At 45.8% G+C, this 24,046-nt stretch carries 26 protein-coding genes; 18 read left to right on the top strand and 8 right to left on the bottom strand.

Annotated elements, in window-relative coordinates:
* Nucleotides 1-6 precede the first annotated feature (6 nt).
* Nucleotides 7-759, top strand: a complete 753-nt coding sequence (locus EP13_RS12495) for an SDR family oxidoreductase (RefSeq protein WP_044057581.1) — start codon at nucleotides 7-9, stop codon at nucleotides 757-759.
* A gap of 83 nt (nucleotides 760-842) precedes the next feature.
* Here the strand turns inward: EP13_RS12495 and rpsT are convergent, their stop codons facing one another.
* Nucleotides 843-1,106, bottom strand: a complete 264-nt coding sequence (gene rpsT / locus EP13_RS12490; RefSeq protein ID WP_044057580.1) for a 30S ribosomal protein S20 — start codon at nucleotides 1,104-1,106, stop codon at nucleotides 843-845.
* A 347-nt stretch (nucleotides 1,107-1,453) separates the two neighbouring features.
* On the opposite strand from rpsT, the gene murJ reads away from it, so the two are divergent.
* From murJ to EP13_RS12435, 11 genes are all read left to right on the top strand, one after another.
* A complete protein-coding gene (gene murJ, locus EP13_RS12485) occupies nucleotides 1,454-3,013 on the top strand; it encodes a murein biosynthesis integral membrane protein MurJ (protein WP_044057579.1) in 1,560 nt (519 codons plus the stop codon).
* A 78-nt stretch (nucleotides 3,014-3,091) separates the two neighbouring features.
* On the top strand, nucleotides 3,092-4,012 hold the full coding sequence (gene ribF, locus EP13_RS12480) for a bifunctional riboflavin kinase/FAD synthetase (protein WP_044057578.1): 921 nt from the start codon (nucleotides 3,092-3,094) through the stop codon (nucleotides 4,010-4,012).
* Nucleotides 4,013-4,122: 110 nt separating this feature from the next.
* Nucleotides 4,123-6,942, top strand: coding sequence for an isoleucine--tRNA ligase (gene ileS, locus EP13_RS12475; RefSeq protein WP_044057577.1), 2,820 nt, complete (start codon nucleotides 4,123-4,125; stop codon nucleotides 6,940-6,942).
* Complete coding sequence (gene lspA / locus EP13_RS12470; RefSeq protein WP_044448012.1) at nucleotides 6,935-7,495, top strand: signal peptidase II; 561 nt, start codon at nucleotides 6,935-6,937, stop codon at nucleotides 7,493-7,495. Before ileS ends, lspA begins: the two co-directional genes overlap by 8 nt.
* 11 nt (nucleotides 7,496-7,506) lie before the next feature.
* The gene (fkpB, locus tag EP13_RS12465; protein WP_044057576.1) at nucleotides 7,507-7,974 is read left to right on the top strand and encodes an FKBP-type peptidyl-prolyl cis-trans isomerase; all 468 of its coding nucleotides are present in this window, start codon (nucleotides 7,507-7,509) and stop codon (nucleotides 7,972-7,974) included.
* Between the two features lie 2 nt (nucleotides 7,975-7,976).
* Nucleotides 7,977-8,921 (top strand): 4-hydroxy-3-methylbut-2-enyl diphosphate reductase, encoded by a 945-nt coding sequence (ispH, locus tag EP13_RS12460; RefSeq protein WP_044057575.1) that lies wholly within the window; start codon nucleotides 7,977-7,979, stop codon nucleotides 8,919-8,921.
* Nucleotides 8,922-9,207: 286 nt separating this feature from the next.
* Nucleotides 9,208-9,831 (top strand): type IV pilus modification protein PilV, encoded by a 624-nt coding sequence (pilV, locus tag EP13_RS12455; RefSeq protein WP_044057574.1) that lies wholly within the window; start codon nucleotides 9,208-9,210, stop codon nucleotides 9,829-9,831.
* Entirely contained in the window at nucleotides 9,828-10,673 is an 846-nt protein-coding gene (locus EP13_RS12450; protein WP_044057573.1) for a PilW family protein, read from the top strand. The genes pilV and EP13_RS12450 overlap by 4 nt, the downstream gene beginning before the upstream one ends.
* Complete coding sequence (locus tag EP13_RS12445; protein ID WP_044057572.1) at nucleotides 10,670-11,233, top strand: PilX N-terminal domain-containing pilus assembly protein; 564 nt, start codon at nucleotides 10,670-10,672, stop codon at nucleotides 11,231-11,233. Before EP13_RS12450 ends, EP13_RS12445 begins: the two co-directional genes overlap by 4 nt.
* Nucleotides 11,234-11,246: 13 nt before the next feature.
* Nucleotides 11,247-15,320, top strand: coding sequence for a PilC/PilY family type IV pilus protein (locus EP13_RS12440; protein WP_044057571.1), 4,074 nt, complete (start codon nucleotides 11,247-11,249; stop codon nucleotides 15,318-15,320).
* Nucleotides 15,321-15,325: 5 nt separating this feature from the next.
* Nucleotides 15,326-15,790, top strand: a complete 465-nt coding sequence (locus EP13_RS12435) for a type IV pilin protein (RefSeq protein WP_044057570.1) — start codon at nucleotides 15,326-15,328, stop codon at nucleotides 15,788-15,790.
* Between the two features lie 4 nt (nucleotides 15,791-15,794).
* On the opposite strand, the gene EP13_RS12430 is transcribed toward EP13_RS12435, so the two are convergent.
* The 4 genes from EP13_RS12430 to EP13_RS12415 are packed head-to-tail and all read right to left on the bottom strand — an operon-like array spanning nucleotide 15,795 to nucleotide 18,024.
* Nucleotides 15,795-16,013 carry a hypothetical protein gene (locus EP13_RS12430; RefSeq protein ID WP_044057569.1) on the bottom strand — a complete coding sequence of 73 codons (219 nt, stop codon included), beginning with the start codon at nucleotides 16,011-16,013 and terminating at the stop codon, nucleotides 15,795-15,797.
* Nucleotides 16,014-16,059: 46 nt separating this feature from the next.
* Nucleotides 16,060-16,944 (bottom strand): hypothetical protein, encoded by an 885-nt coding sequence (locus EP13_RS12425; protein ID WP_044057568.1) that lies wholly within the window; start codon nucleotides 16,942-16,944, stop codon nucleotides 16,060-16,062.
* Nucleotides 16,928-17,539 carry a prepilin-type N-terminal cleavage/methylation domain-containing protein gene (locus EP13_RS12420; protein ID WP_044057567.1) on the bottom strand — a complete coding sequence of 204 codons (612 nt, stop codon included), beginning with the start codon at nucleotides 17,537-17,539 and terminating at the stop codon, nucleotides 16,928-16,930. The genes EP13_RS12425 and EP13_RS12420 overlap by 17 nt, the downstream gene beginning before the upstream one ends.
* Nucleotides 17,533-18,024, bottom strand: a complete 492-nt coding sequence (locus EP13_RS12415) for a GspH/FimT family pseudopilin (protein ID WP_197035929.1) — start codon at nucleotides 18,022-18,024, stop codon at nucleotides 17,533-17,535. Before EP13_RS12415 ends, EP13_RS12420 begins: the two co-directional genes overlap by 7 nt.
* Before the next feature lie 111 nt (nucleotides 18,025-18,135).
* Here EP13_RS12415 and EP13_RS18910 point away from each other — a divergent pair, with 111 nt between their 5' ends.
* The gene (locus EP13_RS18910; protein ID WP_052364387.1) at nucleotides 18,136-18,525 is read left to right on the top strand and encodes a type IV pilin protein; all 390 of its coding nucleotides are present in this window, start codon (nucleotides 18,136-18,138) and stop codon (nucleotides 18,523-18,525) included.
* Nucleotides 18,526-18,549: 24 nt separating this feature from the next.
* Here the strand turns inward: EP13_RS18910 and EP13_RS12405 are convergent, their stop codons facing one another.
* On the bottom strand, nucleotides 18,550-19,122 hold the full coding sequence (locus EP13_RS12405; RefSeq protein WP_081869499.1) for a GspH/FimT family pseudopilin: 573 nt from the start codon (nucleotides 19,120-19,122) through the stop codon (nucleotides 18,550-18,552).
* 270 nt (nucleotides 19,123-19,392) lie between these two features.
* On the opposite strand from EP13_RS12405, the gene nadE reads away from it, so the two are divergent.
* Together nadE and EP13_RS12395 are read left to right on the top strand one after the other, a co-directional pair.
* On the top strand, nucleotides 19,393-20,226 hold the full coding sequence (gene nadE / locus EP13_RS12400) for an ammonia-dependent NAD(+) synthetase (RefSeq protein WP_044058961.1): 834 nt from the start codon (nucleotides 19,393-19,395) through the stop codon (nucleotides 20,224-20,226).
* Between the two features lie 5 nt (nucleotides 20,227-20,231).
* On the top strand, nucleotides 20,232-20,570 hold the full coding sequence (locus EP13_RS12395; protein WP_044057565.1) for a P-II family nitrogen regulator: 339 nt from the start codon (nucleotides 20,232-20,234) through the stop codon (nucleotides 20,568-20,570).
* An 80-nt stretch (nucleotides 20,571-20,650) separates the two neighbouring features.
* Here EP13_RS12395 and EP13_RS12390 read toward each other — a convergent pair whose 3' ends face one another.
* The gene (locus tag EP13_RS12390; protein WP_044057564.1) at nucleotides 20,651-21,142 is read right to left on the bottom strand and encodes an FKBP-type peptidyl-prolyl cis-trans isomerase; all 492 of its coding nucleotides are present in this window, start codon (nucleotides 21,140-21,142) and stop codon (nucleotides 20,651-20,653) included.
* Nucleotides 21,143-21,203: 61 nt separating this feature from the next.
* Nucleotides 21,204-22,202 carry a CAF17-like 4Fe-4S cluster assembly/insertion protein YgfZ gene (ygfZ, locus tag EP13_RS12385; protein ID WP_044057563.1) on the bottom strand — a complete coding sequence of 333 codons (999 nt, stop codon included), beginning with the start codon at nucleotides 22,200-22,202 and terminating at the stop codon, nucleotides 21,204-21,206.
* A gap of 263 nt (nucleotides 22,203-22,465) precedes the next feature.
* Here ygfZ and EP13_RS12380 point away from each other — a divergent pair, with 263 nt between their 5' ends.
* Genes EP13_RS12380 through EP13_RS12370 form a run of 3 tightly spaced genes read left to right on the top strand, consistent with a single transcriptional unit; the run spans nucleotide 22,466 to nucleotide 24,033 of the window.
* Nucleotides 22,466-22,717 carry an FAD assembly factor SdhE gene (locus EP13_RS12380; protein ID WP_044057562.1) on the top strand — a complete coding sequence of 84 codons (252 nt, stop codon included), beginning with the start codon at nucleotides 22,466-22,468 and terminating at the stop codon, nucleotides 22,715-22,717.
* Entirely contained in the window at nucleotides 22,704-23,192 is a 489-nt protein-coding gene (locus EP13_RS12375; protein ID WP_332309669.1) for a protein YgfX, read from the top strand. Before EP13_RS12380 ends, EP13_RS12375 begins: the two co-directional genes overlap by 14 nt.
* Nucleotides 23,182-24,033, top strand: a complete 852-nt coding sequence (locus tag EP13_RS12370) for a MaoC family dehydratase (protein ID WP_044057560.1) — start codon at nucleotides 23,182-23,184, stop codon at nucleotides 24,031-24,033. Before EP13_RS12375 ends, EP13_RS12370 begins: the two co-directional genes overlap by 11 nt.
* The last annotated feature ends 13 nt before the right edge of the window (nucleotides 24,034-24,046 follow it).

Genomic DNA, 24,046 nt, shown 5'->3' with positions numbered 1-24,046 from the left:
AAGATAATGACAATAAGACGAAATATTCTGATAACAGGCGCCAGTTCTGGCTTAGGTAAAGGTATGGCGATTGAGTTCGCTAAACAAGGGTGCAATCTTGCGCTTTGTGCTCGCCGTTTTGAGAACTTAGAAAGCTTAAGGAATGAGTTGCTTGAGATAAATGCCAACATTCAGGTTTTTATTCGCTCGCTCGATGTAAACGATCATGATGCTGTGTTTGACGTGTTCAACGATTTTAAGGAAGACATGGGGCAGGTGGACAGAGTTATTGTGAATGCGGGAATGGGAAAAGGCGCTTCCATTGGCACAGGGTATTTTCATGCCAATAAACAAACCGCGATTACAAATTTTGTCTCTGCGCTTGCTCAGTGTGAAGCTGCCATGGCTATTTTTAGAGCACAAAATTCTGGCCATCTTGTGACTATTTCATCTATTAGCGCAGTGCGAGGTTTTCGACGGGCTATGACGGTATATGCGGCAACAAAAGCAGGCTTAACCTCAATGACAGAGGGCATAAGAATGGATGTGATGCATACACCCATCAACGTAAGCTGCATTCATCCGGGCTTTATCCGCAGTGAAATTAACGAAAAAGTGGAAAAAGTGCCTTTTATTGTGGATACCGATGTGGGGTGTCGTGCGTTAGTCAAAGCCATCAATAAAGAAAAAGCGAATGCTTATGTACCTAGCTGGCCTTGGGCTTTGCTTCATTGGGTAATGCGGATTGCACCGGCAAGCAGTATAAGAAAAATGAGTTAGTATGTGACGAGTGTGTACGTAGCAAACGTAAAAGATACAAAAAAAGCGCCAATAGGCGCTTTTTTAACTACTAATCTTTAAGATTAGCCTAGTGCTTTAATTTGTGCAGCTAGACGGCTCTTATGACGAGCAGCTTTGTTCTTGTGAATCAAGCCTTTAGTAGCCATTCTGTCAAGTACAGGAGCAGCAGCAGCGAGTGCAGCTTGTGCACCTTCTTTATCGCCACTAGCGATAGCAGCAACTACTTTTTTGATGCTTGTACGAGTCATTGAACGACGGCTAGCGTTGTGCTGGCGACGCTTTTCGGCTTGGATTGCACGCTTCTTAGCAGACTTAATGTTAGCCAAGGTGTAACTCCCAAAATAAATTCATGTCAAAAACGAGGGTGCGGATTGTGCCTAGCAAACAGGTAAATGTCAAACGATTTTATCCCTACGTGATGAAAACCTTTCACTTACCTTATATATAAGGTGCATTTACAGGTTTTTATCAATCGAACTTAAAGAATATATCGTTTGCGACTTACAGGTTCGTAATGGCTAAGCCTTCACTGCTACCCACAACGGGCGCGGATTATAGCAAATTATCCGCACAAGATGCACCTTATTTTTAATAAGGCATTTCGCCGCACACTGCCTTTCGCTATTATGTCACGCTTCGTACTGAAATGATTTATCAAAAAAAGGCGACATGGGTGTCTCGAAAGTTAATTAAATCAGGGCTTGTTGTTAGCGTGATGACGTTGTTATCGCGTATTCTTGGATTGGCAAGAGATGTTGTGGTTGCCCGTCTAATGGGAGACGGAGCGGCGGCAGATGTATTTTTCTTCGCCAATAAAATTCCCAATTTCCTACGTCGTCTTTTTTCCGAAGGGGCGTTTGCGCAAGCCTTTATTCCGGTATTAACAGAAGTTCACCAACAAGATGATAAAGCCGAACTTCGTGCTTTTGTTGCTAAAATCTCAGGTACTTTAGGTGCTATTGTTTTTGTAGTGTCATTCATAGGCATAGTGGCGTCCCCTCTATTGGCTGCGCTATTCGGTACCGGGTGGTTTTTATCTTGGCTAAACGGCGAACCAGCGGGAGATAAATATTTACTTGCTTCCACGATGCTAAAAATAACCTTCCCCTACCTGGCTTTTATTTCTCTTACTGGGTTAGCTGGGGCAATTTTAAATACCTTAAATAAATTTGCCGTGGCAGCCTTTACCCCAGTACTGCTCAATGTTTGTATTATCTTGTGCGCTATTTATTTGGCGCCTGAATTAGAGCAGCCGGCCTTTGCACTAGCCTGGGGGGTATTTCTAGGCGGAATTGTGCAATTTAGTTTTCAGTTGCCGTTTCTTTTTCGTGCAGGTTTGCTGGTTAAGCCAAAATGGGGCTGGCACGATAAAAATGTAGTGAAAGTAAGAACATTAATGATCCCCGCATTATTCGGCGTGTCTGTGGGGCAAATCAATTTATTGTTCGACACCTTTATTGCGAGTTTTCTCGTTACGGGCTCCATCAGTTGGCTGTATTATTCTGACCGCTTATTAGAATTTCCGCTGGGCTTGTTTGGTATTGCTATTGCCACTGTGATTTTGCCCGCATTATCACGAAATCATGTTAGTAAAGATCCCAAGGCATTTGCAGCCAATATTGACTGGGCATTTAGAATGGTATGCCTATTAGGTATACCCGCGGCGGTGGGGCTGGCTACCATGGCGCGGCCCATATTAACGGTAATATTTCAGCGTGGCGCGTTTACTGCCCACACCGCTACCATGGCCTCTTATTCACTTACTGCCTACGCGTTTGGGCTGCTTAGTTTTATGCTGGTTAAAGTTCTCGCGCCTGGTTTTTACTCCCGTCAGGATACAAAAACCCCGGTTAAATTTGGTATTTGGTGCATGATAGCGAATATGGTGTTCAATTTAATTTTTGCTCTTCCTTTTGGTTATATTGGTTTAGCCATTGCTACCAGCTTATCGGCCACGTTAAATGCCTTTTTGCTTTATTTGACGTTGCATAAACAGGGTGTGTTTGTATTAAGCAGAACATCCGTAGGGTTTATCGCCCGAGTATTATTGGCAAGCGTTGCCATGGGGTTAGTCATATTTTATCGCGATGAAGGCGTGGCGTTTTTTAATCTCGATTTCGTTGCACAAGTGAGTCATGTGGCGTTAACCATTGGGGTATCTGTGGTGACATTTGGGCTTTGTATGCTTGTTTTAGGTGCAAGACCACGACATTTTAGAAGTGGAGGCGGCTGATTATTGGTAATCCTAGCTGGGTCGTTTATAATCGCGAGCTTTCATTATTCAAGCAGTAAACAAAGGCAGTAGCTAATTGTGGAATTTATCCGCGGGCTTAATAACGTAAAACCTTCTCATCGCGGTTGCGTGCTCACTATCGGCAAGTTCGATGGGGTGCATCTTGGGCACCAAGCGGTACTGAGTAATGTGCTTGAAAAAGCACGTGCGCTTGATTTACCCGCGACTGTGATGGTGTTTGAACCTCAACCAGAGGAGGTGTTTACACCTCATCGGGCACCCGCGCGTATTAGCCCGTTAAGAGAAAAATACGAGCTTTTAAAAACGCAAGGGGTAGACAGGTTACTTGCAGTTCGCTTCAATGCCGACTTTGCTCGCCAAAGTGCCGATACATTTGTGCATGACCTGCTGGTGGACAAACTGGGGGTTAAGTTTTTGGTGGTGGGTGATGATTTTCGCTTCGGCAATGGGCGTAAAGGTGATTTTGCTATGCTACAAGCCGCTGGCCGAATGTACGGGTTTGAGGTCGTCAGCACACAAAGCTTCATGATGCATGCGCATCGTATTAGCTCAACGGCAGTGCGCAGTGCCTTGGATGCCAGCGATTTTAGTTTGGCGGAAGACATGCTCGGCAGGCCCTTCGCAATTTATGGCAAGGTAGTACATGGTGAGAAGAAAGGCCGTACCATCGGTTTTCCTACCGCAAATGTATTGTTAAAGCGCTGTCGCACCCCCATTCATGGGGTATTCGCCGTGCGTGTATTAATAAACAATGAAATGCACAAGGGCGTGGCCAATATTGGCACTCGTCCCACACTAGACGGTGAAAGAAATCAATTAGAAGTGCATATCTTCGATTTAGCAAGCGACCTCTATGGGAAGCCAATATGGGTCTATCCCGTGGCTAAAATTCGAAATGAACAAAAATTTGCTTCTTTTGAGGCACTAAAAGACCAAATACAGCAGGACGCAAACCAAGCGCGCCTGTTATTAGAATAGTTAAACGTGATAAAGTCTGCTCGCAGCGAAACCGTTTTGACCAATACACGCCTTAACGATACCAACTCCGGTATCGGGTATTATTAAAGGTAACCGGATACTACAATTTTATGAGTGATTACAAAGCCACATTAAATCTTCCAGAAACCGCCTTTCCAATGCGCGGTAACCTAGCCCAGCGCGAGCCTAAAATGCTTAAAGACTGGCAGGAAAAAGGGGTATATTCAAAAATCCGTGAAGCGAAAAAAGGCAAAAAGCCTTTTATTCTTCATGATGGCCCTCCTTATGCAAATGGCGATATCCATATTGGTCACGCGGTTAACAAAATTCTAAAAGACATTATTGTCAAATCGAAGAACCTGTCTGATTTCGATTCTCCTTATGTGCCAGGTTGGGATTGCCATGGTCTACCTATTGAGTTGATGGTAGAAAAGAAAGTAGGCAAACCGGGTAAAAAGGTCACGGCAGCGGAGTTTCGTCAAAAATGTCGCGAATACGCACAAAAGCAAATTGACGGTCAAATGGCCGATTTTAAACGCTTAGGTGTGTTCGGCGAATGGGACAACCCGTATAAAACCATGGACTTCAAATCTGAAGCCGACATTATCCGTGCGCTTAGCAAAATCGTTGATTCTGGCCATTTAGAAAAAGGGTTTAAGCCAGTGCATTGGTGTACCGATTGTGGTTCAGCACTGGCTGAAGCAGAAGTCGAGTATAAAGATAAAGTATCGCCAGCCATTGACGTGAAGTTTCCGGTTGCCGATACCGCCGACATTGCACAAGCGTTCGGTGTTTCAACCCATGATTTGACTGACCACAAAGCGGGCGTTGTTATTTGGACCACCACACCGTGGACGCTCCTTGCTAACCGCGCAATCAGCCTACACCCTGAACTGACTTACGCCATTGTAGAAGTACAACCGTCAGGTGAATGGCTAGTGGTTGCGCAAGATTTGCTTGAAAGCTGCATGACCCGCTACGGTGTAGAGGATTTCCGGGAAGTGGCAACATGTACAGGTGCTGTGTTAGACAAGCTTAAAGTCAATCACCCATTTCTTGACCTAGAAGTCCCTCTTATTTTGGGTGAGCACGTTACCACCGATTCAGGTACGGGTTGTGTTCACACAGCACCTGCACATGGTGTGGACGACTTCAATGTAGGTAAACAGTACGATATCGAAGTTTATAACCCCGTGGGCAACAACGGTGTTTATTTGGAAAATACACCGCTGTTTGCGGGTAAGTTCGTATTTAAAGCCAACGATGAAATCATTGAAACGGTAAAAGAAAAGGGTAACCTTGTTCTTAATGTTAAATACGAGCACAGCTATCCACATTGCTGGCGTCACAAAACGCCCATTATTTTCCGTGCTACGCCTCAGTGGTTTATCAGCATGGATAAAAAAGGCCTACGAGCTGAATCCCTAGCGCAAATTAAGCAAACTAAGTGGATCCCTGATTGGGGCCAAAACCGCATTGAGAAAATGGTAGAGGGCCGTCCTGACTGGTGTATTTCACGTCAGCGTACCTGGGGCGTGCCCATTCCTCTTTACGTGCATAAACTCACCGGTGAAATTCACCCTGAGTCTGCTGCATTAATGGAAAAAGTCGCCCTTGAAGTTGAAGCTAAAGGCATTCAAGCCTGGTGGGATCTGGATGACGCTGAGCTACTGGCGGGCGAGCTAGATAATTATGAAAAAGTCACTGACACGTTAGACGTGTGGTTCGACTCAGGCGTCACCCACTACTTTGTTGTAGACCGTCGCGATGATATTCCGGCTTCTGCTGATTTGTACCTAGAGGGTTCAGACCAGCACCGTGGTTGGTTTATGTCGTCATTGATGTCGTCAACCGCCATGCATGGACATGCGCCCTACAAAGAAGTGTTAACCCATGGCTTTACGGTAGATGCACACGGCAGAAAAATGTCGAAGTCGGTAGGTAATGTTGTTGCACCTCAGGAAGTTACTAATAAGCTAGGCGCTGATATTCTTCGCCTTTGGGTCGCGTCTACAGATTACCGCGGAGAAATTGCAGTATCCGATGAAATTCTTAAGCGCGCAGCAGATTCTTATCGTCGTGTTCGCAACACGTCACGCTTCCTACTGGCAAACTTAAACGGCTTTAAAGTAGAAGATGCTGTGGCTGAAGAAGATATGGTGGCACTGGATCGATGGATTGTTGCCCGTGCTAAAGCGCTGCAAGCAGAACTTATCGAAGCGTATGATAAATATGACTTGCTAGTGGTATCGCAAAAGCTCATGCATTTTTGTTCAATCGAATTGGGTTCGTTCTACTTGGACGTAATTAAAGACCGTCAATACACCGCGAAAGCCGATGGTCTTGCGCGTCGCTCATGTCAAACGGCGATGTACCACATTGTGGAAGCGCTGGTACGTTGGATGGCGCCCATTACGAGCTTTACCGCGCAAGAAATCTGGGAAACCTTGCCAGGTGAACGCAGCGAGTTTGTATTTACCGAAACTTGGTATGAAGGTTTTAATGGCTTTACCCAAAGCGATACATTTAACGATGACCTATGGCATCAAGTCTTAAGCGTGAAAGACGCGGCAAACCAAGCAATGGAACAAGCCCGTAAAGATGGCGAGCTAGGTGGGTCTTTAGAAGCAAGCATTGAACTATATGCGTCTGAATCGCTATATAACGTGCTGGTTAAATTAGAAGACGAGCTTCGCTTTGTTCTTATTACGTCAGGCGCAACGCTTACCAAAGTAGATAGCGCGCCAGAAGGTGCCAAAGAAACAAGCGTTGACGGTTTATGGTTAACCGTAGGCAAGGCGAGTGGCGAAAAATGCGTACGCTGCTGGCACCATCGTGAAGATGTGGGTTCACATGAGGAGCACGAAGCGTTATGTGGCCGTTGTGTTACAAACATTGAAGGCGAAGGGGAAGCGCGCAAGTATGCATAATTCTGCGCCTGCCTCTAACCCGTCAGCGTCTGGTTTGTCGATATTTCGACAAACCGGGCTGCGCTTTTTATGGATAAGCATACTGTCATTTGCCTTAGATCAATGGAGCAAATATGCGGTAATGGATAGCCTTTCACTGTATCAATCAGTGCAGGTTCTGCCTTTTTTCAATTTAACCTATGTACACAACTACGGCGCTGCTTTTAGTTTTCTAGACAGTGCAGGTGGTTGGCAACGCTGGTTTTTCACGGCCATTGCGATGGCAGTGAGTGGGGTTATTTTGTGGTGGCTTAAGCAGTCGCCTAAAAACCAAACCCTTCTGCCGGTGGCATTTTCTTTTATTCTCGGTGGCGCCTTGGGCAATGTTTATGACAGACTTGTGCATGGTTACGTTATCGACTTTTTAGATTTCTACGTGAACGGTTATCACTGGCCTGCGTTCAATATTGCAGATAGTGCTATTTTTATTGGTGCTGCGTTACTTATTATCGACATGATCAAAAACGGTGATAAGAACAAAAAAACTGACGCACCCAATACCTCACAGAAGTAACCGGAGGCCACATGACAGATACCATGATAATTGGTGCAGACAGTGAAGTTATACTGCACTTTGATTTAAAGCTGGAAGACGGATCGGCTGCCGATAGTACCCGTGTTAACAATAAGCCTGCGAAAATGGTAATGGGTGACGGCAGTTTGACGGCGAATTTTGAAGCCTGCTTATTAGGGTTGAAGAAAGGCGATAAGAAAGCCTTCACTTTAAACGCAAATGATGCGTTTGGAGAGCCTAACCCCAATAATGTGCATTATATGGAAAAAAGCAGGTTTGGTAGTGATTTGAAGATTGAGGAAGGTATGATTTTGGCATTCTCACAACCCGATGGTAGTGAAATTCCAGGTATCATTCGTAGTGTCGCAGGGGACTCTGTTACTGTAGACTTCAATCATCCGCTCGCTGGGCAAACGGTGATTTTTGATGTAGAAATTATTGACGTTAACCCGGGTAATTCTCAACAAGGTGAAAAGTAACTATGCAAATTCATCTCGCAAATCCAAGAGGCTTCTGTGCCGGTGTTGATCGCGCCATTACCATTGTTGAGCGGGCGCTAGAAATGTTTCAGCCGCCTATCTACGTGCGTCATGAGGTTGTGCACAATAAGTTTGTGGTAGATGGGTTACGGGAACGTGGCGCTATTTTTGTTGATGAATTGCATGAAGTTCCAGACGACAGCATTGTGATATTTTCTGCGCACGGTGTCTCGCAAGCCGTCCGAAAAGAAGCAGATGAACGTGGTTTAAAAGTGTTTGATGCCACCTGCCCGTTAGTGACTAAAGTCCATATGGAAGTGACCCGTGCCAGTAAAACCGGCACAGAATGTATTTTAATTGGTCATGCTGGTCACCCTGAAGTGGAAGGCACCATGGGGCAATACAGTAATGCCGAAGGAGGCATTTATCTGGTGGAGTCTGAAGCCGATGTTGCCACCTTGGTAGTTAAAGACCCTGCCAACTTGTATTACTGTAGTCAAACGACCCTATCGGTGGATGATACCGCGGATGTCATCGATGCACTGCGTGAAAAATTCCCCCATATTCAAGGGCCACGTAAAGACGATATTTGCTATGCTACGCAAAATCGGCAAGACGCCGTTCGCGACTTGTCCACAGACTGCGACGTGCTCTTGGTAGTGGGCGCGCAAAACAGCTCAAATTCTAATCGGCTTCGCGAACTTGCTGAGAAAATCGGCGCAAAAGCCTACCTCATAGCCGATGCCAATTGTATTCAACAAGCATGGCTTGAAGGTGTAGAGCATATTGGTGTTACCGCCGGTGCTTCTGCACCAGAAGTACTCGTACAAGGGGTGGTCAATAAACTTAAGCTATGGGGCGCAGTATCAGCCAGTGAGCGTGCTGGACGGGAAGAAAACGTTGAATTTGCTGTGCCTAAAGAGCTTCGCGTAAAACAAGTGAGTTAGCCACTCTAATAGACATCTACACACAGTAAAAAACACCGCCATCGACGGTGTTTTTTTATAGGTTATTTGTACTGTAAATGTGCTTTCATTTCCCCATCAACTTTTACGCCCAAGTGTTTATCTTTGTTGCACCAAGAAAGACTGATACAAAAATTACCTAAGTGATTGTTCATAAGCCGATTATACGTTTGAATTGTTAGCGATACCCGTTGCCACGCGTTTTTGCTCTAGACTACTACACTGATAATAATTTTAAGCTGATGTATCTCAGGTGAATATGAAGTGTATGTCCTCTCGTACACCCGCTGGTAAACAAGGCGGTGCGGGGCTTATTGAAATTTTGGTTACCTTGTTTATTTTGGCAGTAGGTTTGCTAGGGGTAGCTGCACTTCAATTTACCGGTTCTTTCGCTAATCGCGATGCCATTAGCCGTACCCAGGCGGAGTTTGTCGCCGCACAAGTGGTAGAGCGCCTTCGAATTGCCGCGCGCCCCGCCACGGTAGGTGACGGCATGGTTGTTAATAATGCCTATTTTGATGAAGGGGCGTTTAATTTTAGTGGCTTAACCTGTACCTCTAGCACCCATCCAAGTACTTGTTATTGCTTGACGAAGCCGGCCGCCATTCCCAATTGTGAGGGCGCAAGCTGCAGTGAAGTCGACATGGCTCAATACGACGGTTGGGTGCTGTCGTGTGCTGCGGTACAAACCAACCCTAATACCCAAATTGCTTTGTCTTGTACTGATAATAATAACAACGACCCTTATATTTGCAGCCCAGGCTCTCGTATTGAAGTGAACGTAAATTGGCCGGTGGCTTCTTCTGGCCACCAGCAATATACCCTCAACGCCCGCTGTAATAATGATGACAGTCAGCGCCTTGCCTGTGTGTATAAGGATATTGTGCTATGAAGTCATCATCAGGCTTTAGTTTGGTTGAGTTAATGATTACATTGGTGCTGGGCTTAGTCATTTCCGGTGCCGTCATTCAAGTGCTTGTGAGTAGCAATATTACGAATACGCTCAACCAAGCCGTTTCTCAGGTACAAGAATCTGGCCGATTTATTACCCATAGGCTCACGCAGGAGTTGCTCGAGGTAGGTAGATATGACGGTATTACAACATCAATAGATGACACCGTAGATCCTGTGGTAGAGGCGGCCTATGTACAAAATCATCCTGTGGCTGTACCCGGTGATTTTGTTTCCGATACCTTGTTAGGCAGTACACAAAGTGGCAGTGGTAGCAGTGATACACTGATGGTGAGCAAATTGGCTTCCCAAGACTGCACTGGAAATCGTCATGGGTATCTTAATAACGATGAATTTCATGTGGTGAACCTCTATTACCTTAGTGGCAACGAGTTTAAATGCACGGGGTATGATGGGCGGGTGCTACGAGGGCTTAAAGTACAAACGGTATCGCCTACCAGTGTTGTATTACTCGATAATGTTCATCGTTTTCACGTGCAATTTGGCGTGAGTGATACCATGGATGTTTCTAATGGGCAAACCATTACCTATATCACTGCCGATGAAGTTGGCGCCTATCGAGACCAAAATCAACAGGTTGTGTCACTTCGCTGGGCGCTGTTATTAGCGAGCTATCAAAATCAAGTACAACAAACCACAGCCAAGAAATTTGCCTTGCTCAACGAAAGTGCCATTTCTGTTTCCACCGATCATTACTACCAAGTCTTTAGCAAAACCATTGCTTTGAGAAACATGAAAAACCTCGTGAGGACGTCGGGATGAAGCAACAAGGGTTAGTTATGGTATTCGCACTCCTAGTGCTGCTTTCGTTAACCATCTTGGGGATAAGTGCAGTCTCTAGTAGTTTAACCCAATCGAAAATGGCGATGTCTACCCAGCAAGCAGGGTTGGCATTTGATGCGGCGGAAGCAGCCATTGCCGGCGTGTTCTTTGAATCTGAAGATGAAGTGCTTTTGTCTGATGCTAACCTTACTGACCCGCTGTCCGAAGCCCGGCAAGGGAATGTTTATGACCCTCAGGTCAATACCTTAAGCTGCTTTGATGAAAACACCTGGACCAACCGACAAATGCCCAGCGGAGCGCTAGAAATAGGCAAGCAGAACATAGGTTCGGAAAATTATCAAAGCACCCCAGCGACCCAAAGCTGGTCACGTACGGCATTTATACGTGAACAAGCCTGTAGGGGCTCAAGCAATGTCATTGGCGGCAGTAATGTCAATTGTCATGTATTTATCATTCGTGGTTGTGGGAAGGTAGATGGAAAGCCTTCTACTGTTGCCAATACACTTGCAGCGTCAGTGTTTGGCCCTGCATCTCAATAGTAAGGTAGTGTGCATGTCTCGGCTTATCAGCTTTATCACCTCATGTTTATTGTTTGCCTGCATAGGTGTAAGTGCACTGGCCGACGATTTAGATATTTACTTAGGTTCGTCAGCTAACTCGGTAACCTATAACCCTAACGTGCTTTTTATAATGGATACGTCAGGCAGTATGACCAGCACAGACAATACCGGTCAATCTCGCATGTTACGGGTACAAAATGCACTCAAAGATGCGCTCGGTTCAGCCACAAATATCAATGCGGGGTTAATGCGTTTTTCTGACTACGGCGGGCCCATTTTATATCCCATTCAAGGAATTGATGACGCGGTGCGCCCAGAATTGGTGACATCCACCAGCGCGTCAAATCATGACGGTTATGAAATTAATGGCAATGTAGATATTACCGATGATGAACTGGTGCTAAGTTCAGGTACAGATACGGTGCTCACTGGGTTGAGATTTAGTGATATGAACATCCCTCAGGGGGCTACCATTGTTAGTGCTTACCTTCGTTTTACGTCCGAGAAATTCAATGTTGCCGGCACTCAATTTACCATCAAAGGGGAGGCGAATGCCGACAGTGCTGAATTTTCTACCGCTGCGTCAAATCTATCTACACGCACGCAAACGAGTGCGCAAGTGCAGTGGGATACAGATAATGACTTTCCCGCGGCTGGAGAAATCGTTACCAGTCCAGATATCTCGTCCGTTATCGAAGAAATCGTTGGCTTATCTAGCTGGTGTGGTGGACAAGACCTTTCTCTATTCGTTGAAGGCACAAGTTCAGATGCCGCAAGTCACCGTTTAGCGAGAGCATTCGATTCAGGGCAAGGTGGTGCGCCTCAGTTGGTGGTGGTTTACGACGATAGTACCGCCACAGGTTGTATTGGCGGCGAAGCAGTTTATCAGGTGTCTAGTTCTCGCGATAATCTTGAAGAGGATTATCGCGGCTATGAAAGTACAGGTTCAGAGCTCACTTTCAGTGACTATTACAACAACTATATTGGTATTCGTTTTCAGAACATTAATATTCCTCAAGGGGCAACAATAACCGAGGCGTATCTAGAATTCACGGCTTATGATACCTACAGGTATAGCGGTGCCAGTATGCAGATTCAAGCCGTAGCCAATGATGATGCCGACGACTTTTACCCTAACTATCGTCATCAACTAAGAGACCTAGATAAAACCTCTGGCGTAACCTGGTCTATGCCAAGTTTCAGGCGTTACTCCGATTACACGTCGCCAGACTTATCATCCATTGTGTCTGACATCGTGAATCGTCCGGGCTGGGAGCCCGGTAACGCGATGGCGTTTGTATTCAGTGATTTTACTAGTTATCGAGGCGTGTATAGTTACAACGATGTGCCCTCTGCAGCCCCTCGACTGGTGGTGAAATTTAATGGGAATGCTACGCCAGGGGCGAGTTCAACAGTGAGGGAGCTGCTTATTAGTAAAGTGGACGAACTTAGCGCAAGTGGTTACACACCCATCGTAGATACACTGTATGAAGCTGTAAATTACTATGGTGGTAGAGAGGTTGATTGGGGATTAGCGCGGGGTAATTACAATGTATCTAATACGGTACGAAAGAATACGCGAGTGAGTCACAGAAGTAGCTATTTAGGAAGTGATCCGGTACGCCCTAGCGGGTGCACGGACGATAACTTATCTGATAGTGATTGCATCAATGAATATATCCCCAGTGGTGCAACATACCTCTCTCCTGTCAATGATCTACAGTGTCAAACAAACAATCATATTGTGCTGCTGTCTGATGGCGAGGCGAACAACAATCATAGTGTGTCGAGAATTGAGGCATTGCTTAATCAAAGCTGTACAGGAAGTGGAGGGGAAAAATGTGGCTTAGATTTGGTCAGAGATATTAGCGAGTCAGAGACGTCATCTATCGATAGACGCGTTATTACTCACACTATAGGCTTTGCGGCAAATACCTCCGCCAATAATTTTCTCAATCAGTTAGCACTGCAAAGCGGAGGGGGCTTTTACCAAGCGGACAACAGCACAGAGTTACTGGACGCCTTTAATACTATTTTACGTTCAGTGAAAGACATTAACGCCACCTTTGTTTCACCCGGTGTTGCGGTAAACCAACTCAACCGATTAACGCACCGAGACGAATTGTATTTTGCTTTGTTTAAACCCAGTGAAGGGGCTATTTGGCCCGGCAACCTAAAACGCTATCGTTTAGATGGTGATGAAGTGCTGGATAAAAACGGGCTGGATGCGGTAGACAGCGTGACGGGCTTTTTCGCTGAAAACTCCCACAGTTATTGGTCGGTACTTGCTGATGGCAATGATGTTAGGGAGGGAGGCGCAGCCAGTAAAATGACTGCCAACCGTCACCTTTATGTGTTTAATGCAAACGGGGTAATAACGAGTTCGAGCAATGTGCTTCATGAAGATAATAGCAGTATCACAGTGGAAGATTTAGGTATTGAAGATGAAACTGATGCACAAGACCTGCGCACCACATTGCTTCAATGGGCGCGAGGGGTTGATGTTAAAGACAGTGATGGCGATGGTGACACCACAGATATTCGTCTTCAAATGGGAGACCCTATTCATTCTCAACCGGTTATCGTCAATTATAGTGAGACAGATTCAGCTATTTTCGTTGCTACTAATCATGGCATGTTGCACTCCATTGATGCGGCAACAGGGGAAGAAAATTTTGCCATTATGCCCCGCAGCCTATTGCCGAACTTACATCATTTTTATCAGGATATTTCCACGTTTGAGCACAAATATGGCTTGGACGGTGACATGGTACTTCGCACGGTAGGCAATAGTACCTATCTCTATCTAGGTATGCGTAGAGGCGGTAACAATTACTACGTGTTTGACGTTACCCAAAAGACTTCACCAACGCTGAAGTTTATGATTGAAGGGGGAACGGTAGGGTTAGAAAAACTGGGTCAAACCTGGTCCCGGCCGACTATCACCAAGGTGCGTTACGGTACAGAAGAGAAAAATGTGATGATCGTGGGCGGCGGCTACGACGTGGCGCAGGATGATAAAACGGTGCGCAGCGTAGATGGCGTGGGCAACGCGGTGTTTATGTTTGATGCAGACACCGGAGATTTACTTTGGTCTGCTAGTAACAGTGATGCCACCGTAAACCTAGAGCATATGAACTACAGCATACCGGCGCGAATTTCTGTTATTGATAGAGACAATGACGGCTTCGCTGATCACATGTACGCCGCGGATATGGGCGGGCAATTGTTTCGTTTCGATATTTACAATGGTGAAACGGGAGACAATTTTGTGAAAGGCGCAAGGCTTGCCGATTTTGGCGGAGATACCGCTGAAACCCATCGGCGATTTTTTTACGGTCCGGACGTCACAGAAATAGCACTAGGGGATGAGCTTTACTATGGCGTGGCAATAGGCAGCGGATGGCGAGCGTCTCCCCTTGATGTCACCATTGAGGATAATTTCTATTTAATAAAAGATGAGGGTGTATTTAATCGTGATAGCGACGGTCATTACACTTTCATGTCTACCATCAGTGAATCGCAGCTTTATAATGCCACGGAACATGGCTTAACCAGCACTGATGAAAGTGAGCAAGCGATTGCGGCGGCTGAATTTGCCAACAAAGCAGGGTGGTACATTGAATTGACCACCGAAGGCGAAAAGGTATTGGCGTCGCCCTTAATCATAGACTACAAGGTATTCTTTACCACTTATGTGCCCGCGGTATCGAGTACGAGTGCGTGTGCTCCACCCACGGGCAATAGCCGCGCATACTTGGTTAATATGTTTAATGGAAACGCCGTAAGCGACCTCAATAATAATGGTGATTTAGACAGTGGAGATAGATACGCCGACTTAAAGCAAACTGGGATTGCGCCGGAAACTAAAATATTGATAGAGGACATAGTAAGCCCTGTGGTGTGTTTAGGCACTGAATGTGTTTCTGCGGTTATCCAGGTGGATGAAGAGGGAAATGAGGAAGCATGTACATCGGCATTCGCTTGTTTGGCTGAGAATATCTACGGAAAGTTTGAACGAATTCAGCGCGGCGCGTGGCATTCAGAAACCGAGAGGAATGAGTAAATATAATGAGACACTCTAGCTTAGAACGTGGCTTTTCCTTAATTGAACTCATGATTGTCGTTGCCATTATTGGCATAATTGCGTCCATTGCCTATCCTTCGTACCAGTCAACCATTGTCAGTAGCTACCAGCGTACTGCGCAGGCCGATCTTATGGCTTTTGCGGCGGCCATGGAGCGTCATCACAGTGGTGGTTTTTCTTATACTGGCGCGGGTGAAAACGGCGGAAATACCGGCACCCCGAGTATATTCTCAAGCTATTCTCCCGCCACCGAACCTGAAGCGAATAAACGCTACAACCTCACTATTTTATCTGCAGACGCCTTAAGCTATCAGCTAAAAGCTACTCCTGTAGAAGGTACCTCACAAGCCAGCAACGGTGCATTGTTTTATTACAGCGATGGCCGCAAAGGGTGGGATGAGAACAACAATGGGTCGTTAGACGCCGGCGAATTTTGCTGGGCGTGCTAACGCATTAGTTGCTATTTTGCTCAGCTGGAATAAACGGGGCAAGTCGCTCAACATCTGTTTTTTGCAAAGGTGAAAACATCAATGCTGGGTTAATCTGCGATAACGCATATTCATCATACTCATTTTGTATTGCCACGGCATGTTGCCATTGCGAATACAGTTGATGGTGAAAGAGCAAGAAACCCAGCATACCAACCACAAACAGACTTGCCGCTAACAGCACATCTAGTAACGCAAATCCAGCACTAGCGTGGGGGGCGACCCGACGTTTAGTCGAAGTCGTTCCAGCTATGTGGAACGGGATAGATATTTTGCAATTCAGCCCGTTGCTGCAAGGCAGAGAGCACATTTTTTTCATACATAATGTTACCGTAGTTGTTTAACGTTAGCTGACCGTTGGTGACCAAAGCGCCGAAGAGTTTAGCGCCATGTTCAAGCGTCGCATTGCGGCGGTTTGATTCAGCGTCGAGTTGTACCAATAAGCCATAAAAAGATGCCCTGTTCCCTAGGGCAATATTGCCATTTTTTACAATCACTAAGACAGGCGCGTCAAGGGAACCAAGTTGAGTGTCGTCAGGCAGTTCCCAATTACCTTCTACCCAAATCACTGACTCTTTCGACATCGCTTGGCGGTTTGACGCTTCTTGTGAACCCAGCTTTTGTGCCTCTAGGATGTGCTGAAAATGGGAAGCAGAAAGCGGTTCGAAGTCCCGATTAAACAGCTTTTGGGTGAGGTTTGATTGGTCGCTGGTGACGGCTTGTAGTGGAAACCAGAAGAGGCTGGAGAAACGAAAAAAATCTTGTTTAATATGTAGGCTCGGCGACACTAATGAGAGGGTTACAGTGAATAGAACACTGCGGGTATTATTGCTATTAATAAACGTTTGGTAAGCGATATCTAGCTGCTCGCTCTCCAGACTTTGCAGGGTATTAATATCGGCAGTTCTTAATTGCATTGCTATTGAGGCATGCCGGGCATGCAGTTGAGCATACGCCTGGTTATAGACAAGCCCACGTCTCACCATCTGCAGTTCGTTGGTCAACCGTTGGCTCACTACCCATAGCGACAGGCTCACAATACTGAGCAATATGCCCATGGTTGCGAGGGCTACAGCTCCTTTTTCTTGGGGGAGTGGATTAAAACGGGTGTGCATTGGTTGCGCTTATTAAAAAAGTGCGGCTCGATGTTAGCCCTGCTTGTTGGGCAGATTGTAAGGTGAGAGTCACTACCCATGCTGGCTGCCCCGCTTGTTTGGGTTTTATTTCAAACGCTGACACATACGTTTTACGGGTATCGGTAATGTCGTGCCACCCGCTGGCTTCGCAGGATTTCCCCGCTACTCTAAACTCTAACGCTTTGTTATTCAGGCGAAACCCAAAATGTTCTGATGGCGAGGCTAAGGAAATAGCGCCATCTTTATTTTTATCGTAAGCGAAAAGCACACAGGAGTGTTGAGGCGCATTAGGGTGATGCCCCACGTGAATGTTGGCCAAAGTACCGTTGAGGGCTAGCTGATTAACTAACGTAGATGTATCGTGGGAGCTCGCCACATAGCCTGCGCGGGAAAGTTGCAGCGTCAACGTTTGGGTTAATAGCCTAAGCTCGCTTTCTAGGGTGAGTTGTTGCTGTATTTGATACATAGAATGTCCCAGCGTAAGCATAAACGTGATGGCAGAAGTCAGGAATGCTGCCCCTATGGCTACAGAGAGCATAAGCTCCACAAGCGTAAATCCATTGCGTCTTAACACTGGGGCACTCCACGATGCGTTAATTCATTAGAATCTGCGCAAAAACGAGCTCGTCCAAAATTACTGAGCACGATTTTGCCGTTGTGGGACGAGTTTGAAACAAATAGCGTCAATGCCAGAGAAAAGCCCAATCCATGAATGCCATCAAAACTGATGGTAGTAACCTTTTTGCTGCTAAGGGTCAGGGTGGCGCTTAGCTGGGATAAAGAGAGTTGGTAGGTTTGATTATCTAATTGGCATGCATCGCTGGCATGGCAATCGCAGGCACCCTGCGTAGACAGCCCAATACAGCCTGATTGGCTGGGATCGAAAGAGAGATAAACCTTGCGTCTATGACTCAGTGCGTAGCTTCTCGCATGCTGAATAAACAAGTGGCTATGCTGAATTGCGCCAACAAACTCAGTTTGCTTTTTCCAATGAAGAAAGGAAGGGGCAGCCAGGGTTGTCATTAGGCCCATTAAGGCCACGCATATCATACTTTCCATTAAGCTTGCCCCGCGTTGAAAAAAGAAAACCATGCTTTTGTCCGGTTATTAGCGTGTTCAGTCATTGATAAATTGAGCATAAATAAAATACGGAAAGAAGGAAGCTGTACTATGGGTGTGAATAAGTATGAATGCGTGACAATACGCTATGGGTATAGCCTGTTAGAGCTGCTGGTGGTAATGGCGTTAGTGGGCATATTGCTGTCTGTCGCCGTACCCAGCTATCAAGCTCAGCGCGAAAGTGCTCTGCGGTATCAAGTTATGACGTATCTGTTAAATATACAAATTCAACAGGCCTACTTTGTTATGAACGAGGGCACGTATCGGTCATTATCGCAATTGCCGGTGTTTGACAATGGGAGCGTCAGTGTTACTGAGGACGAAGCCAGTGCAGGGGACTATTCTATTACTGCCACCCTGTTATTTTTAAGTGAAGAGGAAGCGTGTAGAAAACTTACGGTTACTTCGCTAGCGACCGAACCTTTAGCATGCTGGCGATAATCGTGTACTCTCTAGCGGGAATGTTTATTCGCAGGTTAACTCGTCGCCACTAAGATCTTCTTTTATTCCGTCGTCGTTGCTATCTATGGCGATGGAAATTCTACCGTGTAGGGCAATCAGTAGCGCTGTTGCAAACGTGGTATCTTGGTTGTCTGGACATAAGGTAATGGTAGTACGGATACTGCTGCTACCCTCTTGCGCAAACAATATAGGGTCAGTCACACCACTGATAACATTGCGTTGGTGTATAGGGTCTGACGTGGCAATTAACCTTTCATCATCATCTCTTTTGCTGTTGCTATTGGTGTCAATAAATATCATCTTTGCGTTGCGCCATTCAGACGAACAATCCATATAATCGGTGGTGGCGCAAAGCGTAACGGTAAGCTGCTCGTTGATGGCGGTAAATCTGGCGTGTTGTGCCAAGGCGCTAAGGCGGTTGACGTCTGAGGTAATACGGTTTTGCGTAAGTATATTCGACACGCTAGGGGTAACCGTGGCCACTAAAATGGCTAAAATAGCAATGGCAATGAGCATCTCAAGTAGTGTGAGGCCCTTATGCTTGCGGGGGCTGGCAAACAAAGCTGGATAAGACACAGTAAATTACATAACCTTAATTAACATTGATTATTGACGCCGCTATCGCTTAAATAGAAGCGTTGCATAGCATACCGTGTAGAGTAAACTAATCCTGTTAGAATAGGGTATAGTAATCGGAAGGTAAGCATCATCCGTAATACTAAGCATGGAACGTGATGATAATATTAGGTTATTGGCAATAGTAAACCCACGAATAACACTAACATCTAGCCTTAGTTTATCGTAAACTCATATCTCAGGACGCCTACAAACAACGTGGATATTATGATGCAAAAACAAGCAGTTATTGAAGAAATGAAAGTGCTGCCTGACATTGATGTAGCCTTTGAGGTTGCTCGTCGAGTCTCGTTTATTAAAAAACAACTTCTGGCCTCAGGGTTAAATGCCCTTGTGCTAGGTATTAGCGGTGGCATTGACTCTTGTACATTGGGGCGGTTAGCGCAATTGGCCGTAAACGAGCTAAACGAAGAAAAACACGAAAACTACCAGTTTATTGCTGTTCGCCTTCCGTATGACACGCAAGCCGATGAACAGGATGCCCAAGCATCTATCGACTTTATTCAGCCTAGCCAGTCGGTAACGGTAAATGTGCAGCCAGGTGCTGACGCGATTCATACCTCTACCACTGAAGCGCTAGCAAACACTGGGCTGCTTCCTGACAGTGACGCAAAAGTTGATTTCGTCAAAGGTAACGTTAAAGCCCGTACACGCATGGTTATTCAATACGAAATTGCCGGTTTAGTGGATGGCTTAGTGTTGGGCACAGATCATTCAGCAGAAAATATAACAGGGTTTTATACTAAGTATGGCGATGGTGCCTGTGATCTTGCGCCATTGTTTGGATTAAGTAAGCGTCAAGTGAGGCAAGTTGCAGCGCATTTGGGGGCGCCTCACAATATTATCACCAAAGCACCCACAGCGGACTTAGAGTCGCTATCGCCGCAAAAAGCAGATGAACAAGCGCTGGGAATGACCTACGACCAAATTGACGATTTTCTAGAGGGAAAATCAGTGTCAGCGGATGTCGATGAGAAACTTCTTTATATTTATCAACGTACCCAGCACAAGCGTGTTCCTATTCCCACAATTTATGATGAGTAGTTGCTATGAAAAAAATTGAAGCCATTATTAAACCATTCAAAATGGATGATGTACGTGAAGCCCTCGCTGAAGTAGGTATTTCTGGCATGACAGTGTCAGAAGTGAAAGGCTTTGGTCGCCAAAAAGGCCATACAGAACTTTATCGTGGTGCCGAGTATCAAGTGGATTTTCTTCCAAAAATCAAGATAGAACTGGTACTTGATGATGAGCGTGTAGAGCAAGCCATTGAGGCCATTGAGAGCTCAGCGAAAACTGGAAAAATTGGTGACGGTAAAATCTTTGTTTACAACGTAGAGAGTGCGGTACGTATCCGCACCGGGGAGCAAAACGAGGAAGCAATTTAAAGGCGATTAGCCAAGGTTGGCTTTAAGTATTTGCGTAATAACGAAAAAGGGAGCCATCGGCTCCCTTTTTTATCTGCGCTTTAGTGTTCTTCACCGCCGCCACAACTCCCACCTGCGTGAGCATGGCCGTGGGCTAACTCTTCTTCTGTTGCGTCACGTACGTCAACCACTTCAACGTCGAAGGTCAGCGGAATGCCGGCTAGCGGGTGGTTACCATCTACAACCACTTCATCTTCAGTGGTTTCGATGATAATTACCGACTGTTCGCCTTCAGGCGTAGTTGCTCTAAAAGACATACCTACTTCCACGTCCATGCCGTCAAACATAGTGCGAGGTACGCGCTGAACTAGGGCGTCTACACGTTCCCCGTAGGCCTTTTCAGGCTCAACAGATAAATTGAATTTGTCACCTTTCTCTTTACCAATGAGGGCTTCTTCTAAGCCTTCAATAAGAAAACGTCGACCTTGTAGTACCACCAATGGCGCTTTTCCTGCCGACGAATCTAGTTCAGTGCCGTCTTCAGTGGAAACTGTGTAGTGAAGGCTGACAACGCTATCAGAAGTAATGGTCATAGATAATCCTGTTTTTGGGCCTCTTAATGAGGCGATGAATGTGATTAAGTGTGCGCAATCTCTATTTACGCTTTTTTATAATATTGCTCGGGTTTTGCTCAATATTATAAGGTTGTGTGTTAGGGTAGCAGGTTATGTCTGGATTTTCTGCCAAACGATGGCAATCTGTTTCTTTTGTGTCGTTAGACAGAACAGCCATCAACCAGGTTTCTGCTTGCAACTTTGCGGTGGCAATTATGTTACCTGCCCGTCGCCAGTTTTCACCTAGTTGTTTTTCAAGGGTTTCGCCTGGTGCAACCGAGGTTGCGTGGTTCAAGGTAAAGCTATAAGCGGCACGTTTGTTCTTTCCCAAAAACCGCGTGCGAGCCACGACTTCTTGCCCCATATAACAGCCTTTGTCGAAATCTATTCCCTCAACGGCTTGCACATTAAGCATTTGTGGAATGTATTCGTTTACGCCGCTCTCACTTAAGGTAGGAATAAGGTTGTCAATGAGTATGGCATCGAAAACAGCTTGACCGTATATGGCCTCTACTGCCTCTGCCATCTTTTCTTCCCATGCTTCAGCATGCTCGGCTGTAATCAGCGCGTAAAACCCTGCTTGAGTATAAGGGGTTTTAAATAACAAGCCGTTTGCACTACTGGCGGAAGACATCGGCGAGTCTGGCAAGCTGTCAAAGAACGACTTACAAAGCGAGTTGGCAAGCGCGTCGCTAATAAAATAATGATGGTATGCCTCGCTAGCATCAACAATATCCACTTTTGAAAATACGCCATACTTGTTCAGCTGTGCCAGTGAATGTGTGCCTGCGTCTTTATTTGAAATCAACACCACGCCATCATTAAACCGCGCAACATAAGGCACCGACCAGGTTTTACCTTTATTATCACAATGCGCGCAAATCCTTACCTGATGCTTATCTAGGTCGTTAATATTCACGGTGAGTTGACCATGCAGGTAACTGTCTGTTTGCTCCCCCGTTGCGCTAATGAGCATTTGATTAGTCAAGCGAACGGCGTAGCTAGACGGTAAAGCAGAAAGCGTTGATAAAGCTGTCATTTAATATTCCACTAATTCAAAACACGAATTTGAGACCCTAATAGGTCTAAGGTGAGGGGAGAATACAAGATATCAAGGATAACGAGCTAAAAAAGTGCGAAATGCCAGAGTAAACTAAGTTTCATTGTCTTCCCATAGCAAAGCCATTCGCTATGCTCACACACATGTACAACAAAAACACGGTGAATCAGACTAAAAGGGCAGTGATCAACAGACGAAGTACATGATAATATCCCCCATGTCCTAATCACTAGAAAGCGAATATGTTTGAACAGAAAAGACTAGCCCGACTCAAATGGGCGTGCCGTCGCGGCATGTTAGAACTTGATGTGTTGTTATTGCCTTTTGTTGAAGAAGCCTTCGGCGATTTAACTTACGAAAAACAAGTCGTTTTCGAGCGCTTGCTTACCAGTGATGACCCCGATTTGTTTGCGTGGATAATGGGGCATCAAAAATGTGATGACCCTGAACTAGCAGACATGGTGGCTACCATTGTAAACCGTGTCAAAGTATAGGCTTACATTACACTATTCATCACTGCGCCAATACAAGGTGGTGCTACCCTTAGCGTCACTAATCATATGTGCCGCGTGTATGCCTTCGCAAGTGGCATCATATGCTTACACACCCTTGTTTTTTCTTGCCGCAATTGTTGTTACGCTTTGTATAAAAGACGTATTCGTTTGTGACAAGTTAGGCGAAATTGAGGTATATACACTAACAGCAAAAGGGCAGCTTATTTTGCATGCTTCGGCGCAAGAGCAAGGGGCAGATCACGTTTACACCCTTCATCCCGAATCGAAGATTATGCCCTGGGGTGTTGCACTGTCTGTCTATCAACCTTCTGATTATTGGTATCAGCGGTCATCTAAACATCTGCGATGGGTACTGAAAGGTGAATGCCCAGCGCGCGATTACAGAAGGCTTTGTCGGGTTTTAGCCCAAACAAACCTTCACCCAGAAACAAGGAAAACGACTGATGTTTCGTGAATATTCAAAAGCGTTGTTTAAACGGGTTGACACCCGTCAGCTTATGCAATTTCGTCCACCGGTACTTCCACCTCGCATCTATTCCAAACAGATCAACGTGGACAATAAACACTACGCGGCGTACTGCCAGGAAATGCACTGGCCTAAAAGTCACCATATGCATCCTGTTTATCTGCAAATGCTGTCACTACCGTTACAAATGCAGTGTCTACTAGATAAAAAAAGCCCCTTCCCATTACTTGGGCTGATTCATGGCAAGAATGATATCTCTGTTCTAGGTGATTGTGACCTTAGCGCGCCTTTTGAATGCCGCGTAAGGTTTGGCGACGTTCGCCCCCATAACCGAGGCTGGGAATTTGATATTTTGCTTGAGGCATTTCAGCAAGGTCAGCGTGTTTACCAAGCCATAAGCAGTTATCTTGTAAAAGTAAAAGCGGTGCATGTTGCGCCCAAACCTGTGTCACTGGATAGTCTGAGTACGTGTGACGATGAGACGGAAACACCCATTGATGAATTAACGGTGACGGCGGATACAGGCAGGCGTTATGCGAAACTCTCCGGTGACTATAACCCTATACATCTTTATGGGCTTACTGCGAAGCTGTTTGGCTTCCACCAGCCCATTGCCCATGGTATGTGGACCTTGGCAAGAAGCCTTTCAAGCTTAATGGAAAACGAAGAGCGGGATATTTCTAAACTCACCTGCTCGTTTAAGCGGCCGGTGTATCTCCCCAGTAAGGTTCAAGTCACCAAGTGGTGTGAGGATGAGGTAGGTGTACAGGTTACTGTGTCTGATCATCAGAATAAGCACAAACACATGGCAATGAGTGTCACATTTTAAAAAAGGAGCCAAT

Source organism: Alteromonas australica (genome assembly GCF_000730385.1).
Taxonomy (GTDB): domain Bacteria; phylum Pseudomonadota; class Gammaproteobacteria; order Enterobacterales; family Alteromonadaceae; genus Alteromonas; species Alteromonas australica.
Note: the sequence above shows the minus strand (reverse complement) of the source record. Positions and strands in the feature narration are given on the sequence as shown.